The organism is Cobetia sp. PDI-12MA (assembly GCF_059507695.1).
The window spans coordinates 1,690,307-1,705,904 of the sequence record NZ_CM183351.1 but is presented as its reverse complement, the minus strand read 5'-3'; the positions used below and the strand labels follow the sequence as shown (position 1 = coordinate 1,705,904).

The window sequence follows — 15,598 nt, the reverse complement described above, 5'->3', positions numbered from 1 at the left end:
CTCGATAGTCCCGGTACCGACGAGGCCGAGCCTCAGGTCACATCTGAGATCACTGCGGCGGCCTCGAGCTGATCACACAGTAGCGCCATGCGCTGCACCGCTTCCAGCAGGGTGTCATCCGGCACGGTCAGGGCGACACGTACCAGTGGCGTACCGCAATCGCCGAAGACGCTGCCGGGCATTACCGCCACCTGCTGCTGTTCCAGCAGCCGCCAGGCGAATTGCTCACCGTCCAGGCCAGTGCGTGAGACATCGACCATCAGAAACATGCCGCCCTGGGGCAGGCTGGAGGACAGCTGCGGGATGGCCGCAAGCGCCTCGTGGACCAGATGCGCGCGACGTCCAAGTGATTCGCGAAGACGCTCGGTAGTATCGAAATTCCCGCGCAGTGCGGCCTCGGTCATGTCGGCGATGAAGGGCTGGTTGCCGAACAGCATGGTTTCGGAGACCGGCAACAGCCGACGGCAGAATTCAGCGGAGCCGATGGCCCAGCCACTGCGAAAGCCGGTAGCGGCGTGACTCTTGGAGATGGAAGACACCACCACGGTGCGCTCACGCAGGGCTTCGATTTCCAGCGGCGAGACGAATTCGCCCGTGAAGATCAGCGCTTCATAGACCTCATCACAGACGATCCACAGATCATGCTCGCGACATAGTGCACCGATGTGCTCGAGGGTCGTTCGGTCCATCACCGCCCCGGTGGGGTTGTGCGGGGTATTGAGCAGCAACACACGGCTCTGCGGCGTGATGGCCGCGGCCAGATCTTCCGGCTGCAATACGAAGCCATGCTCCATGCGCAGCGGTACCGGCTGCAGATCACCGCCGGCGCCGCGGATCACGCCCTCATAGGTGGCGTAGTAGGGGTCGCCGGTCAGCACGCCGGCCCCCTCCTCCACCAGCGCCAGCATCACAGCGAACAGCGCCGTCTGCGTACCGGGGAAACACAGCACGTTGTCTGCGCTGATCTCGGGCATGCGTGCTGCGTAGCGCTCGGCCAGCGCCGCGACCAGCCCCGGTTCGCCACGGCCATCGGAATAGCGGGTACGGCCAGCGCGCAACGCCTCGACACAGTGCTCGACCAGGGCCGGATGCGTGGCGATATCCGGCTCCCCGATGGTCAGCTCGATGATCGGCTCGCCGGCCTGGATACGCTGGCGGGCAGCGCTGTGGACGGCCCATTTGTCACCGCCCAGATCACTCAGTCGTTCGGTAATGGTGGCGTAGCGCATGCTCAACTCCTGTGAGGTGGGGGTGATGTCGTGACAGCGACGTGCTCAAGCAAAGTGCCCTGTGGCAGCCGCAGAATGCCCTCTGCCGCCCGCATGGCGATCGCGGGCAGCCGCTCGACCGGATAGAGGCCGTGTTCCAGCCCGCCTTCCAGCCACAGGCCATCGATCAAGCCATTGAGGGCGATCGCCAGCTCCTGACAATCGCTCTCGGTGGCGGGCAGCGCGTGGGCATTCAGTACCGGCTGGACCAGCTGGGCGAGCAGGTCGAGAAACTCGCGATAGGTTTCCTGGTGCACCGCCGAATAGCTGGCATCGTGGCGCACCCGGCCGATGAAGGTCGCCCACAGGGAGATCTTGTGGGCGGCCAGGTTGGGCTGCGTGAGACTCGCCGCGATGAAGTGCGCAAGACGACACGCCGGGGATTCATCACTGGCCGGGCTGGCATCGGCGATATCGGAGGTCAGCTGGCCCATCATGTAGGCGTAGGCGGCCCGCACCATGTCGTCCTTGGTGCCGAAATGGTGGCGAATCAGTCCTGGCGAGACCCCGGCAGCCTCCGCCACGCGGCGCACGCTGGCGCCGGCCAGACCATGCTGTGCGACACAGCTCAGGGTGGCTTCCAGCAGGTCACGACGGCGCTGATCCTGGGAAAGCCGTTGGAATGCCTTGCGACTCATCTGGGTGTCTCTCCTTCACTCAACGCCCGGATTGCCGCACTTGCCTCTCTCTCAGGTGACAGCGGCCGCGCATCGAGGGACGGCTTATCGACGATAGTCACTGCCAAGGCTCTCCAGCAGACGCAGATGGGAATCCCATTCCAGTGCCAGATCGCCATCCTCATGGATGGCCATATCGTACTGGCCGACTACATGCGCACAGATCTCGGGCGAGAGACGGCGCACCGGCTGGCCCATGGATAGGGTCGCGACCTGGATCTCGCAGCTGCGCTCGAGATAGAACATGTTGTTGAACATCTCGGCGGCAGAGGCGCCGGTGGTCAGCAGGCCATGATTGCGCAGGATCAGCGCAGGATTGTCGCCAAGGCTTGCCACGATGCGCTCGCGTTCATCCAGATCCAGCGCGATACCCTCGTAATCGTGGTAGGAGACGCGGCCATGGAACTGCAGGGCGATCTGATTCAGGGGCAAGAGCCCTTCTTCTAGGCTCGACACCGCCACACCGGCGCGCGTATGGGTATGCATGATCCAGCTGGCTGAGTGACTTGCCGCATGAATCGCCGAGTGAATGGTGAAACCGGCCGGATTGACCCGCGCGGCGCTGTCATCGACCTTCTGGCCGTTGACGTCGATCTTGACCAGCGAGGACGCCGTGATTTCCTCCCAGCGCCAGCCGTAGGGATTGATCAGAAAATGCCCTTCCTCATCCGGCACCCGCGCCGTGATATGGGTGTAGATCAGGTCGGTCATGCGATAGTGCGCTGCCAACCGGTAGCAGGCCGCCAGGTCCAGGCGTGCTTGCCACTCAGTGTCACTCATGGTCGATGCCGGCATGTTGCTGTCTCCTATGGTCACAATGTCGCTGTCTGGGGTCGAGAAAGGCTCGGCTGAGCCTTGAGAAGCATTGAAGCGTCCACCTTCGGGATTCAAGCGACGCGGACCTCAATCGCTGCGGGTTTCAAGCGCTGCGGCCCTCAATAGCCGCGCTGGCGATCCACGCCCAGCGTGAGCGGCAGGCCATCGCGCAACTCACGCGCCGTGGCCACCACCTGCTCGGCCACCACCTCGGGGAGCGAGTCACTGGCCACATGCGGCGTAATGCGCAGGCGAGCGTCCTGCCACCAGCGGTGAGTGGGCGCCAGCGGTTCTTCGCGGAAGACATCCAGCGTCGCGCCTGCCAGTTGCCCGGAGTCGAGCGCGGCTTCAAGGTCCGCTTCCACCAGATGCTCACCGCGACCGATCTGCACTAGCCAGGCGCCACGACACAGCTGGGCGAACAAGGCAGCGTTCAGCACGTTCTCGGTCACCGGGGTCAGCGGCAGGATATTGATCAGATAATCGGCACCGTCGGCCGCCGCCATGATGGCAGTGTCACCGGTCAGGTAATGCACGCCCGACACCGGCGCGGCCGGTTCGCTGCGACAGGCGACCGTCACCGAGAACCCCAGGGTCGACAGCGAAGTGACCACGGCGCGCCCCATACTGCCGTGCCCCAGCACGGCCACCTTAGCCTTCTCTGGCGCGCGCATTGCCAAAGGCTGCCATTCGCCACGTGTGGCATTGTCGGCCATGACGGCAAACTCGCGCTCGCGATGCAGTACTTCATGCGCTGTGAAACCGGCCATCAGATACGCCTGATGCGGATCGCGCACCCGTGCGATCTGCACCTCGGCCAAGAGCCCTGGATGACTCAGCAAGGCATCCACTCCCGCCGCAATCGACATCGCAAGCCGAAGATTCGGATACAGCGCAAAGGCATCCTCCCCCGGCTGCCAGCAGATGGCGAACGCGACCTCCGTGGGGTCCTCGATCTCATGCGGTCGACGCAGCACCACATCATCGCCCAGCTGACGCAGCGCCTCGCCATAGCAGGCATCCAGATCCAATGTTTCACTCAGGTAGACACCGAGTATCGGGGCTTGGCTTGGCATTGGCTCTCCTTGTGACACGACTGGCAGCGAGTGGGTTGCCATGGATTTACCCTCACTATTGCACACTCGTATAACTACTGCCAACCGTCACGTGCTCCCCTGCTCCCTCATCGCCTTGCCAATGCCTTGATCGATGGGGTTTTGCCGTCACCGCACTGTTCTGGATGAAAAATGCGCGCCACAACGACAAAAGGAGAGGCGCAAGCGCCTCTCCTTTCACATGTGTCATCTGGTCGATGGTCCAAGCTGGCGTCAGCGGTGATGACAGCCTGCCGCTGCCAGCCTGATAGCAGCGAGGGGATTCACAACGAGGCCACCTTCGCCACTGGCGGGCGCTGCTTGCCCTGAGTGACGATGTAGATACCGCTTGCGACCACGATGGCGGCGCCCAGCAAGGTCATGGCATCGAGGCTTTCCCCCAGCACCATGACCCCGAGCGCCAAGGCAAACAGGACGCGGGTATAACGAAATGGCGTGACCACCGAGACCTCGCCCTTGCGCATGGCAATCGTCAAGGCGTTGTAGGCGATGACCCCGAGTATCACGGCACCCACGATCAGCCAAGTCGCCTCGGGGACATACACAATCGGGGTCTGCTGGTAGAGAGCGATCAGCCCCCCCGCCGGAATCAGGGCGAGAAAGCCGTAGATGCCGAGTTGGACGTTGGACAACGACGCCGGCGCGCCGCGCGTCGCCAGATCCCGTCCGGCGAAGCCGATCGTGCTGATCACCGCAAACAATGAGGTCATGTTGAAGCTGTCGAGGCCGGGACGCACGATCAGTAGCACGCCAATGAAGCCGACACCGATTGCCAACCAGCGCTTGCGGCTGACGCGCTCCCCGAAGAACATTGCGGCCCCGGCCACCACGACCAGCGGCGTCGCCTGCAGGATGGTGGAGGCAGTGGAAAGCGGCATCAGGGTGATGGCGAGGGCGAAGCTGCTGCGGGCGATGATTTCACAGATGACACGCAAAAGAATCGGACGCGAGAAGATCGCCGCAGGCATGAGAGACTCGCCGCGCAGGCAGGTCAACAGCATGAAGACCAGCATGCCGCCGAGGCCGAACAGCATCAGGGTGATACCGGTCGAGGTATACCCCGCCGCCAACTTGAACAACAGATCCTCCACCGCGAATGCTGCCATCGCGATGACCATGAAAGCACTGCCACGCATATTGTCCACTCAGCCCCCCTTGGTCTTTCAAGTCACATTCACCAGGCGGTCTGGCGGCCAAGATCAAGCGCGTATCGCGCTGCAACATCACCCCACGGCAGATAGCGGCTCTGCTTGATCATCGGTGGCATCGTCCCACCAACACGCCATCAAGTCTTGCACCCTGTGCTGAAGGTGAAACAGGCGCGATTGCCGCAAAGACGCGTTCCAGAACCCCCATGATGGCGCAAAGCCGCGTTATCCGGCACTCGAGTGATGCGCTGGCAGCGCTCTTGTTAGACGAAAGATATGGCGTCAGGCGCTCGGCGCTCGGCGCTCGGCGCTCTCGAATCTGAACGTCAAGGAAAGACCGAACTTCAAGTCAGGTCTCGCACAGCAAGACGCCCGCGATCAGCGAGCAGGAGCTCGTGAACGCGGGCGTCAGTCCTTAATGTCTCTTCACACGGCTCAGTCCTGCTGATTCTCGAGCAGCGACTTCAGGCCATGCGGCTGGCAACGCAAGTACTGGGGCGAGGCCTTGACGGTATCCCCCAGCGCAGCAGCCGCGTGCCACGGCCAGCGCGGGTCGTAGAGGATGCCACGTGCCAGCGCGATGGCATCGGCACGCTCGTTCGCCAGTAGGTCTTCGGCCTGCTGCGGATCGGTGATCAGGCCAACGGCGATCACCGGCATCTTCACCTGCGCCTTCAGGGCCTCGGCGTGCGGCACCTGATAATTGGGCTCTACCGGAATCTGCTGCTGCGCGCCGAGCCCGCCACTGGAGACATGCAGATAGTGGCAGCCACGACGGTCCAGCGCCTTGGCAAGTTCGATGCTCTGCTCGAGGTCCCAGCCGCCTTCGACCCAGTCCGTCGCGCTGATCCGGATGCCCAGCATCACGTGCTCCGGGATCGCGGCCCGCACGGCGTCAAAGACCTCAAGCGTCAGACGCATGCGATTCTCGAGCGAGCCACCGTAGTCATCGTCGCGCTGATTGCTCAAGGGCGACAGGAACTCGTGCAGCAGATAACCATGCGCCGCATGCAGCTCAATGCCATCCAGGCCGATGTCGACGGCGCGTTGCGCCGTCGCCACAAAGTCCGCGATGGTGCGGCGGATCTGCTCGCCATTCATCGCCTCGGGCAACGGCCCGCCTTCGCTGAAGGGAATCGCGCTGGGGGCGAGTACCTGCCAGCCGTTTTCGTTGCCGGGCGCGATGGCAGCGCCACCATCCCAGGGCTTCTGACAGGAAGCCTTGCGCCCCGCATGACCGATCTGGACCGCCAGCGGCATCGGCGAATAGCGACGTATACGCTCGACGACACCCTGCATGGCTTGCTGGCATGCCGCATCGTAGAGTCCGACATCGCCGTGGGTGATGCGCCCTTCCGGGGCGACGGCACTGGCCTCGAAGATCAGAAGCCCGGCCCCGGACTGGGCGAGATTGCCAAGATGCTGGTCATGCCAAGCCTGCATCTGCCCTTCCTCGGCGGAGTACTGGCACATCGGCGCGATGATGATGCGGTTGTCCAGCGTGAGCGGGCCGAGGGCAAGCGGTGAAAACAGTGTGGACATGGAATTCCTCTGGATGCAGACAGGGCGGGTTCGGCAAGGCGCAGGCGCGAACATGGAGAGAAGGCCGTGCTGACATTGCCAACGCAGTGCAAGCACAATGCGGGCACCGGGGAGGCACCACAAGCGCAAGTTGGCCGCAATGACGGCAACGCTGAGTTGCCTATCCTTCACGCAAGCCCTGCTGGAACGTCATCATCAGCGACTCGCTTCGCCCTCCAGCACTTCTTCGACCAGCAGACGCCCGACATCGGCAATCGCGGCATTGCGCGCTGCCAGATCAGCCTCGCTTTCGGTCAGATAGACCGCCACGATCAACGGGGCACGCAGCGGTGGCCACAGGATGGCAACGTCATTGTTGGTGCCATATCCCCCGCCGCCGGTCTTGTCCGCGATCTGCCAGTCATCGGGCAAGGCCGCCCGCAGCTTGTCATCCCCGGTGGTGTTGGCCAGCATCCAGCCCTGCAGTGCAAGGCGCGATGGCTCGCTCAGCGCATCCCCCACCAGCAATCGCTGCAGGTTGGCAGCCATCGCGTGTGGCGTGGTGGTATCACGCGGGTCACCGGGAGTGGCCTCATTGAGCGCCGTTTCACGTCTGTCCAGCCGCGTGCTGTCATCGTCCAGACGCCGCAGATAGGCCGTCAGTGCGGCAGGGCCGCCCAGAGCGTCGAGAATCAGGTTACCCGCGGTATTGTCGCTGGTCGTGATAGTTGCATGGCACAACGCCTCAAGCGTCAGCCCGCCATCCTGGGTATGGTTCTCGGTGATAGGGGAGTAGGTCACGAGATCCGCCGGGCGAATCGCCATCTTGCGTGACAACGATTCCTGGCCTTCGTCCACCCGAGAGAGCAGATGACCACAGGCCAGCACCTTGAAGGTGCTGCTCATGGGGAAGCGCTCATTCCCCCGCCAGCTGAAACGGGTGCCATCGGCAGTATCCAGAACGGTGACGCCGATTCGCGCGCCGACCTCTGATTCAATGGCCTGAATGGCCGACGCCGAGAGCGGCTTGTCAGCGGCCTGTGCGCTCAGCGGCAGACAGGCAAGCGCGGCGGCGGCCAGCCACTGTTTCCAGCACCTTGAAGGCCTGACAGCAAGCTTTACCGCAAAGCTGGAAGAGTGCAATGGAGACGAGCGGTGATCGGCACCGCACAGGCGCTGAGGGGATGAAGGCATCAATGACATGTCCTGATCATGAGGAGCGGTCGTGTCGCAGCAGACACAACTAATATGCAGAATGCTACATGTAACATAGCCGCTTAAGCGCGGACATGCCGGCCATCTCACTACGGGCCGCGGACTGGCAGAGACTTGATCTGGATCAATGCCAGTGCACGATGCCCTCACTCATCAAGCACCTTGAGCGTCTTGTTGCGCTTTGCACCGGGCCTAGCATGCCATGACAGGCGAATATCAAGACGATGATGGTCATCCTCCCGCCGCGCCGTGATCTTGAGGGTCATCAAGCCGCGCGGTGCCAGCCGTATCTCGCCGTCCTCATCGCGAAATGACAAAAGTCCCTTGCCCAGCCCCTTGATGATCGCCTTGAGAATGTCCTGGACGCCATCGATGGACTGCAATGATTCATGTCGGAACAGCGACTTGTCCTGCTTCTCGTCTTTCACCAGCCTCTCCTGTGCGTGTTTCAAGGCGCGTAGACCTTGACCTCGGGATAGTCATTGCTGATACCGACGATACGTCCACAGGCTTCTATCAGCGTCGCCCCCATGCCCACGCCATCCAGCCCTTCCTTTCGGCGCGAATTGCGATCCAGGGTGACGTCGCCCTCGATATGCAGAAGCCCATGGCGCCAGCCCAGTTGCTGGCCCGCCTGATGATTGACGTGGCCATGCATCACGGCACGAATGCCGACCTTGTGCAGGGACTTGACGCCGGTGGCGCTCAGCACCATGTCACCCTTGCGATATTTGGTGCGCAGTACATTGGCCAGCTCACCGTAATAGAAGGTAAACGGGTCTTCGCGCAGGATGCGCTGGAATTCCTGATTGACCTGCGAGACCTTCTGGAGGCCGAGTCGTCTGGCGAAGGCATCATCCACGCCTGCATGGACATGCAGGAAGGCGCCACTGCGATAGGCAAGGCGCATCTCGTCGAAGAACCAGGCAAAGCGCCCGCCGGGCTTGAGAAACAGCTCGTGGGCCTTGAGCGCGGCGGCATAGGTCTGACGCAACGAGAGGCCATGTTTCTCACAGGTATGCTCGAAGCCATCGGCCTTGGCGCTCAGGCGAGTGATCTCCTTCTCAAGCGCCTCCCCCTTGAGCACATGGCCTGCCGATTTGCGAAACTGCTCTGCCCAGTCCGGCCCCGGGTACAGGCGCCGACGACACTCACTTCGCGAGGGAATGCTCTTCATCGCCCGAGGTCTGTCCGCCAGGTAGTGATCGAAGACTTCCTTGAGCAGCGCCAGCCCCTTGGCGCCCATGCGCACGAACAGATGATCGGTCCGCGCCGAATCATCATGACTCAGCCGCATCAGCGCCAGCATCAGCCGCATGTCGTGATTGCCCGCCAGCAACTTGAGACGCGCCCCGCTGCGCATCAAGGTGCGCAAGGCTTCCAGCAGCTCCAGATTGCTGGGGCCCTTGTCGAGGCAGTCACCGCCGATGACGAAGACACTGCGCTTGCCCCGCGCCGTCAACACCAGGTTGTCCCGTGAGGTCAGGCGCACGCCGCCACTGGCCACCAGAGATGCGATGAAGGCTTCCGCGTCGGCATGCGCATCGGAGATGAAGATGACATCGCGGCGTGGCCAGTCCTTGCTGCCCAGCTTGCGAGCGGCGCAGGACACCTTGTCACCGGCGCGCAGGTGCTGATGTGTCTCGGGCCACTGAGCCGCGTGACAGGGCAGCGCCTTCAGATAACGCGTCGGGCCTCGGTAACGCGGTACGGCGTCGCTCATGGTGGGGCTGAGGGTCATTGGGTCATCTCCTTGTGGCATCTGCCTGCCTCGTTGAACTCACCGGCTTGTGGCAAGCAAGCGTCTTGCCGCTCCTTGAAGACCTGCCTGAGGTATGCGCAGTGTGGGATGAGGTCACGAGCACAGTGCGACAAGCTTATGACCGTTTGATCGCAGAAAGATGACAGGCTCGCATCGCGCTGGTGCGTAGGGCTGCTTCTTTGCTGTCAATGACTCCGCCCCCTCCGGCTCCGCAGCACTCCGCCGGCTGGCCGCCAACTCAGTCCTGCGCGGGCTCGTGACGCTGGCGCACCTTCCACTCGCCAGCCACATGCCGCCATGACCCAGACAGATGTTCCTCGATGACCACCGGCCGCGCATGATGCATGCTCAGCCCGGCAATCTGATCGAAGTCCAGCACTCCCAGCAGATGTGCCGCATGCCGAAGCGCCGCACCATGGCCGACGATCAGTGTCAGCGTGGCGCCCGATGTGAGGGCTGATGTGGGAGCCGAGGCAGTAGATGATGGGGAAGCCGGCAACGACGCAATGAAGTCGGCCACGCGCTGACCGGCCTGCATCAGGGATTCAGCCCCCGGCAGCGGCAAACGAAAATGGCTGTTGGATTTCCAGTCGGCCGGCAGGAAATCCACGCGCGGGTCATGACGCACCGCTTCGGCGATCTGTGCCGTGGTCAGATTGGCGGCGCTGCCCAGACTGCGTTCCCACAGGGCATCGTGTGTCATGAGCGAGAACTCACGCCCCGTCCTGTCCGCCATGACCTCGTTCATCACCTGCGCCGTCTGCCAGGCACGCAACAAGCTGGAGGCATGTACCGTGCTGGCCGGTTGCCAGCCATGTGTCTGACACAGCGTCAGCACTTCCTCGGCTCCCTCACACGCCTGACGCTCACCGCGCCGGGTCAAGGGAAACGGCTGCAGTGCGCTTGGAGTATCAATCTGCTGGTGATAGTCGGCATGACGAATCAATGCCACACGTCGGATTGTCGGTTCATCAGTCATCGGCCGTCGCTCTTCCCGTCTTCATTCGGTAATGATTCATGTTGGCGGTCCTCGTCATGCGCCGACACGTACCGCACCAGTGGCGCCAGTCCAGGCGATCACTTCGCCTGGCGCGACGGCTCAAGCCTTGCCAGCAGTGCCATGGCGGCGTGCCCCATCTCGTGATTCTTCAACAGGCTCGGCACGACCTCCGCCGCCACCCAGCGCCGACTGCGATGCGGTTCCTCCCGCTCGCTTTCTTCCTGCTCGTGTACGACTCTCACGGCGTGCAGACTGGCAGCGACAGGGCCCCCCCACTTCTCATAACTGAATTCCAACGCTGCGTTGTCCATTGCCTCTGCCTCGATGCCTGCTTCCTCGCGGGCTTCCTTGAGCGCGGACTCGAGCGGACTCAGCCCCGGCTCGACGATTCCCTTGGGCAGGCTCCAGTGACGGTTGGAGGAAGAGCCGATCAACAGCACCTCCCACCGGGCATCATCGCCCTCGCCTTGCAGGCGACAAGGCAGTACGGCCGACTGGCGGTAGTAATAGGCGGGGCGCTCGCGGCGCTCCTCACCGTCCGGGAATGGCCAAGGAAAGCCATTCGGCAAGGCACGCACACGCTGGATCAGCTCCAGGCTCATCTGGCCGGAGCGCAGGTCTTCCCAGCGCCCCTCGAAGCTCAGCTTGATCACCGCTGCCGTCGGCAGCAGCTTGGTCTCATTGGGCGGGCGTGGCCGCTTGCCGGTCAACCACACCAGCGCATCTTCCAATGCCGGGTTATGGCCGATGATCATCAATCGCTGCACGCTGTCCGGGCAGGCGCGAACCGTCTTGAGCAGCGGCGCCTCGTCCTCGCAGTAAAGCGCAGGCTTGAGCTCAATCATGTCGACGCCGAGGCCCATCGACTTGACACACTTTTCCGCCGTGGCGCGCGCCCGAAGGGCCGGCGAGCTCAGGATGGCATCCGGCACCAGCGCTTCCTGGGCAAGCCAGGCCCCCATGCGCTGGGCGCCCCGCTTGCCGCGTTCCTTGAGCGGACGATGAAAGTCGTCAGCTGCCACTGACCAGTCCAACTTTGCGTGGCGCATCAATAGCAGTTCACGACGCATGTTCAAGCCTCCAGCAAGGGGGTCAGGTGATTCTCGACCAGCGCGGCGAAGTCCACGCGCCCGGTCACCTCAAGCACGCGGATCCCCGCCAGGCGCTTCAGATACGGCGCGGGATCAAGGCTCGCGCCATTAGGCACGAAACGGCCATCCCGCTGCTGATGGAAGGGCCCCGGTGTCTTCATCACCGCGCGTATCAGTGCTTCGTTGCGGCTGACCTCTACCTCGCGCACCTCGAGCGGCGCCTTGCTGCCGCGCGTCCAGTTGAGTATCACCATGGCCGCGAGCTCACCGCTGGCACGGATACGCCCGGGGCCGTAGACGTCCTCGATGATCAGATCGTGCTTCTCTTCCAGGTCCCACAGCGCTTCCTGGGGCATCGCTTCATAGCCTGCGATACGCGCGGGGTCCAGCAGCGGGCGCAGACGCGGATTGTTGAGCATGGTGCCGGGATTGATGCGTGGCAACTTGGCGACGCCGCGGGCACGCAGCGTTCCCTCCCGCCCCGACCGGTCCAGGAACAGCCGATCATTGCTGATGAAGTCGAACTCGGGATTATCGAGCGCCTTCACCATGGTGGTGGACTTGCCGCCGCCCGAGAAGGCGGCGATGGCCACCGCGCGATCACCTTTCGACAGCGCTGAGGCGTGACAGATCAAGCCGTCATTCTGCTGCAGGTGCGACATATGCAGATTGAGCAGAAAGTTGATCACCTGGCTCTCGTTGTCTTCACAGGGCCCGAACGCCAGGTTGTGGTCGTTGCTGCGCAGAAAGGCCATGCCCGTGCGCACCTTGTGAATCAGGCGTCCATCGGCCAGGTCGATGATGGCGTCCTTGCGGCGTGTCTTGCCGCGCTCCGGCAACCAATCGACAAAGGCCTCGGGCACGATGCCGAGTCTCGCTGCCGCTGGCGTGTCCTTGAGTGCCGGCGCATTCAGCACATGCACGAGCTTGATTCCCCCCGGCACATTGTCGAGCGCCACGATGCGCGAGCAATGGCGAAAATATGTCGCCAGTCGTTGCAGCAGCCCAGGCATGTCCGTCATCACGCACAGGCGAAAGTCATCCACCTCGAACAGCAGCGCCTCGCTCAGCCACTGACGCGACGGCGTCAGCGCCGTGAAGCAGGCATAGGCCGTCCACTCTGCAAAGGGCAGCGTGGCAAGGCTGCCCGGGCTGTCACAGGTTGTCGCGCTCATGCCAGACACTCCATCACGTGGTCGAGATAGGCGGCCGCCGCATCGACACCGGCACCTTCCAGCGCCCCACGGAAGCCACCGAAGGCCGAGACTTCGAAGATGATCGGGCCATCATCGGTCAGCGCGACATCGACGGTGGTGAAGTCGAGCTTGAACGGTGCCTGGGCCCGCTGCGCCAGCGCAATCAGCTCCTCGGAGGGCCCGAAGGGCGCGTACTTGCCACCGGCGTGGATGGTGGTATTCCAGGCATCGCCCCCACTGACACGGGCGTAGCTGCACAGATAACGGCCACCGACGAAGACCATGCCGTAATCCTGCCCCGGCAGGTCGAGGCGCTGCTGCAGATACATCATCGGGTGCTCGGCGGCGAACTCACGCACGGCAGCTTCCAGCGCGGCATCATCGCCAGTGTCCTCGATGATGCACATGCCCCGTGCCTTGGTGGAGAAAAGCGGCTTGAAGACGGCGGCCTTGAAGCGCTTGACGGCCTCGCAGGCCGCCGCCACGTCTTCGGTGACCAGCGTGGCCGGCATCGGTATCTCGGCATTGGCCAGCGTGACGGTGCAGCTCAGGCGGTCGATCAGGCGAATCATGCTCTCCGCGCTGCTGAAGACGCGCACACCCCTGGCTTCGGCGACACGCAGCAGCTCCAGGCGGTCCAGGCTGCCCGGAGAATATTCCGCGCTGATCTTCTTGACGATCAGGGCATCCAGCTCGGTCAGGTCATGACGCGCCCCGGCAGAGTCATGGAATTCGAGGCAGTTGCGGGTCAGGTCCAGCGAGACAGCCGCCATGTCGATCACGAGACGAAAGCCCGTCCGTGCTTCGATGGCATCCGCCAGCACTTCGGTCGACCACTTGCCGGGAATACCCACGACGCCAATCTTGAAATCAGTCAACGAACAACTCCTCTAGGGGAATACGGTAATCGGCCGGCCGTTCAGGGTCGGCGCCAAGCACATGCTCGAGTATAAAGCGTGCGCGGTTGAACATGCGCCCTGCCAGCCCGGCGTCGAGGATGAAACGTGTCGAGGTGGTAAAGGAGCGCGCCAGGCCAAGTGCCAGACGCCATTCAAAGGTGGTATCGCCCTGCTCATGGGCAAAGCGACGCATCTGCTGACCGAAACTCAGGGCCAGCGCCAGAATACGGGCCCGCAGCGCCGCATCCGTCAATTGAAGACGGTAATGGGACACCATGTGCACGGACACGTCCTGCACATAGTCCTGATAAGCCGAGCGGTGAAGATCGATGAAGCGGATGCTCTGCTTCGCCGGATCGAAGAGGATGTTGTCGACATTGAAGTCGCCGTGGATATAGACGGCGAAGGGAGCCTCGAGCGAACGTTCCAGACCTGCGACCTGCTCAATCAACGCTTCCAACGAGGGCATCTCGCACCCACACAGCGAGGAACCGCAGTGGCGAAATTCCGGATGGATCTGATAGACATCACTCAGCCGCTTGAGCAGCTGGCGCATGTGTCTTGCAGTGACCGGCTTGTCGCGGCGGGTGGTGGTCCACACCGAGTGTAGCGTCTCGACCAGCGCCTGCTGGGCAGTACGATTGAGGCGTGACGATTCGTTGATCAACAGATGCTCGAGGGTCATGCCCGGCAGGTGCTCGATCAAGAGTGCCGCGCTGTCGCCCTGCTGATGATGCGAGAGGATGCGGGGGGCGATGCCGGGATAGATGTCGTGCCAGCGCTCGACGCCCTGCCGCTCCTCCTCGACCTTGCGCCCCAGGCCATCCTTAAAGATGGCCAGATACTCCGGCGAGGTCAGCGGCAGATCACCGGTTGGCTTTCGGTCCCTGGATTTGCTGCCCTTGGACTTGCTCGCGTCAGTCTTGCGGTCCTTTGACTTGCTGCCCTTTGACTCGCTCGCCTTGTTCTTGCTGCCCTTTTGCTTGTCGTTGGCCGACTTGCCCTTGTCACTGACCTTCTCAACAGCCCTCTCAATGGGCTTCTCGCTGGCAATCCCAGAGATCCGGCTGCCGGAGCGTGTCTCGGCCAGAGTGTCGACGCGCATCTCGCCCGCCGTCTGACTGCCATCGCCGAGTTCATTGACCAGGTGCGTCAGCGAGGCATAGCGCTCGAAGTTGAGTGACTGACCGAGGGTTGCCGAGATAACCGCCTCACCCAACTGCCCCAGCACCTCGCCCATCTGGCTGATTTCACGGGCCACGAACAGCAGATGTGTCAGGTCTTCGGCGGGAGCGCGCTTCTTCTTGAGCTGGCCGGTTAGTGCCCGGATGCGGCCTTCACTGTCCCGCTTCAGCTTCTCGCGACTGCGCGCGAGCTTCAGGGCCAGGGACAAGGAGCCGTTCTCCAGCGACATCTCGCTGCGCAGAATGCCGCGACGCACACGGCGCAGCGACTTGACCAGCACGACATCATCGACCAGCTGGACATCATCGACACGAATCAGCTGCTCCAGACAACTGCGCGCCAGCTCACTGAGCCGTGCCAGACCACTGGCGACCTCGACCAGGCTCTGCTGAAAGCGGGCCCGCGCGTGCGAGCGCTTGTGGTTTCGGGCTTCAGGGCATGCCTGTTCGATACGCTGGGAGAGGTTCTCGGCGTACCCTTGGCGCTCCAGCTGCTTGCGCGCCATGGCCGCCGTCGGCGCGGACACGAAGGCCTGCAGCCAGCCATATTGGCTATCCACTTCCGAACACAGAAATCGAAGATTGTCGCGCGTGCTTTCAGGCCAGGCCTGATCCATGCCATCTCTCCATCCACTGGGGAATCATCCCAATATCCCAGTATTCCACGCAAAGATGACAATCAGCGACACACGCTGGATCAATCATC

The 15,598-nt window shown here is 62.8% G+C and carries 14 protein-coding genes; all 14 read right to left on the bottom strand.

Annotated features, from left to right (window positions below; all coding sequences use genetic code 11):
* Nucleotides 1-32: 32 nt before the first annotated feature.
* Nucleotides 33-1,229 (bottom strand): pyridoxal phosphate-dependent aminotransferase, encoded by a 1,197-nt coding sequence (locus tag AC5WNI_RS07385; RefSeq protein WP_368448936.1) that lies wholly within the window; start codon nt 1,227-1,229, stop codon nt 33-35.
* A gap of 2 nt (nt 1,230-1,231) precedes the next feature.
* Nucleotides 1,232-1,906 (bottom strand): TetR/AcrR family transcriptional regulator, encoded by a 675-nt coding sequence (locus AC5WNI_RS07380; protein WP_368448934.1) that lies wholly within the window; start codon nt 1,904-1,906, stop codon nt 1,232-1,234.
* A gap of 84 nt (nt 1,907-1,990) precedes the next feature.
* Entirely contained in the window at nt 1,991-2,740 is a 750-nt protein-coding gene (locus AC5WNI_RS07375) for a class II aldolase/adducin family protein (protein ID WP_368448932.1), read from the bottom strand.
* A gap of 140 nt (nt 2,741-2,880) precedes the next feature.
* Nucleotides 2,881-3,837 (bottom strand): NAD(P)-dependent oxidoreductase, encoded by a 957-nt coding sequence (locus AC5WNI_RS07370; protein WP_368448930.1) that lies wholly within the window; start codon nt 3,835-3,837, stop codon nt 2,881-2,883.
* A gap of 302 nt (nt 3,838-4,139) precedes the next feature.
* Nucleotides 4,140-5,012 carry a DMT family transporter gene (locus AC5WNI_RS07365; protein WP_368449849.1) on the bottom strand — a complete coding sequence of 291 codons (873 nt, stop codon included), beginning with the start codon at nt 5,010-5,012 and terminating at the stop codon, nt 4,140-4,142.
* Nucleotides 5,013-5,459: 447 nt separating this feature from the next.
* Nucleotides 5,460-6,566, bottom strand: a complete 1,107-nt coding sequence (locus AC5WNI_RS07360; RefSeq protein WP_368448928.1) for an NADH:flavin oxidoreductase/NADH oxidase — start codon at nt 6,564-6,566, stop codon at nt 5,460-5,462.
* A 195-nt stretch (nt 6,567-6,761) separates the two neighbouring features.
* Nucleotides 6,762-7,739, bottom strand: coding sequence for a class A beta-lactamase (bla, locus tag AC5WNI_RS07355; protein WP_368448927.1), 978 nt, complete (start codon nt 7,737-7,739; stop codon nt 6,762-6,764).
* Nucleotides 7,740-7,906: 167 nt separating this feature from the next.
* Complete coding sequence (locus tag AC5WNI_RS07350) at nt 7,907-8,188, bottom strand: amphi-Trp domain-containing protein (protein WP_368448925.1); 282 nt, start codon at nt 8,186-8,188, stop codon at nt 7,907-7,909.
* Nucleotides 8,189-8,208: 20 nt separating this feature from the next.
* Entirely contained in the window at nt 8,209-9,501 is a 1,293-nt protein-coding gene (locus AC5WNI_RS07345) for a metallophosphoesterase (protein ID WP_368448923.1), read from the bottom strand.
* A gap of 259 nt (nt 9,502-9,760) precedes the next feature.
* Entirely contained in the window at nt 9,761-10,501 is a 741-nt protein-coding gene (locus AC5WNI_RS07340; RefSeq protein ID WP_368448921.1) for a histidine phosphatase family protein, read from the bottom strand.
* A gap of 98 nt (nt 10,502-10,599) precedes the next feature.
* On the bottom strand, nt 10,600-11,592 hold the full coding sequence (locus tag AC5WNI_RS07335) for an NUDIX domain-containing protein (protein ID WP_368448919.1): 993 nt from the start codon (nt 11,590-11,592) through the stop codon (nt 10,600-10,602).
* A gap of 2 nt (nt 11,593-11,594) precedes the next feature.
* Nucleotides 11,595-12,788 carry an HprK-related kinase B gene (locus tag AC5WNI_RS07330; RefSeq protein WP_368448917.1) on the bottom strand — a complete coding sequence of 398 codons (1,194 nt, stop codon included), beginning with the start codon at nt 12,786-12,788 and terminating at the stop codon, nt 11,595-11,597.
* Entirely contained in the window at nt 12,785-13,687 is a 903-nt protein-coding gene (locus AC5WNI_RS07325; RefSeq protein ID WP_368448915.1) for a GAK system ATP-grasp enzyme, read from the bottom strand. Before AC5WNI_RS07325 ends, AC5WNI_RS07330 begins: the two co-directional genes overlap by 4 nt.
* The gene (locus AC5WNI_RS07320) at nt 13,680-15,509 is read right to left on the bottom strand and encodes an aminoglycoside phosphotransferase family protein (protein WP_368448914.1); all 1,830 of its coding nucleotides are present in this window, start codon (nt 15,507-15,509) and stop codon (nt 13,680-13,682) included. The genes AC5WNI_RS07325 and AC5WNI_RS07320 overlap by 8 nt, the downstream gene beginning before the upstream one ends.
* Nucleotides 15,510-15,598 lie beyond the last annotated feature (89 nt).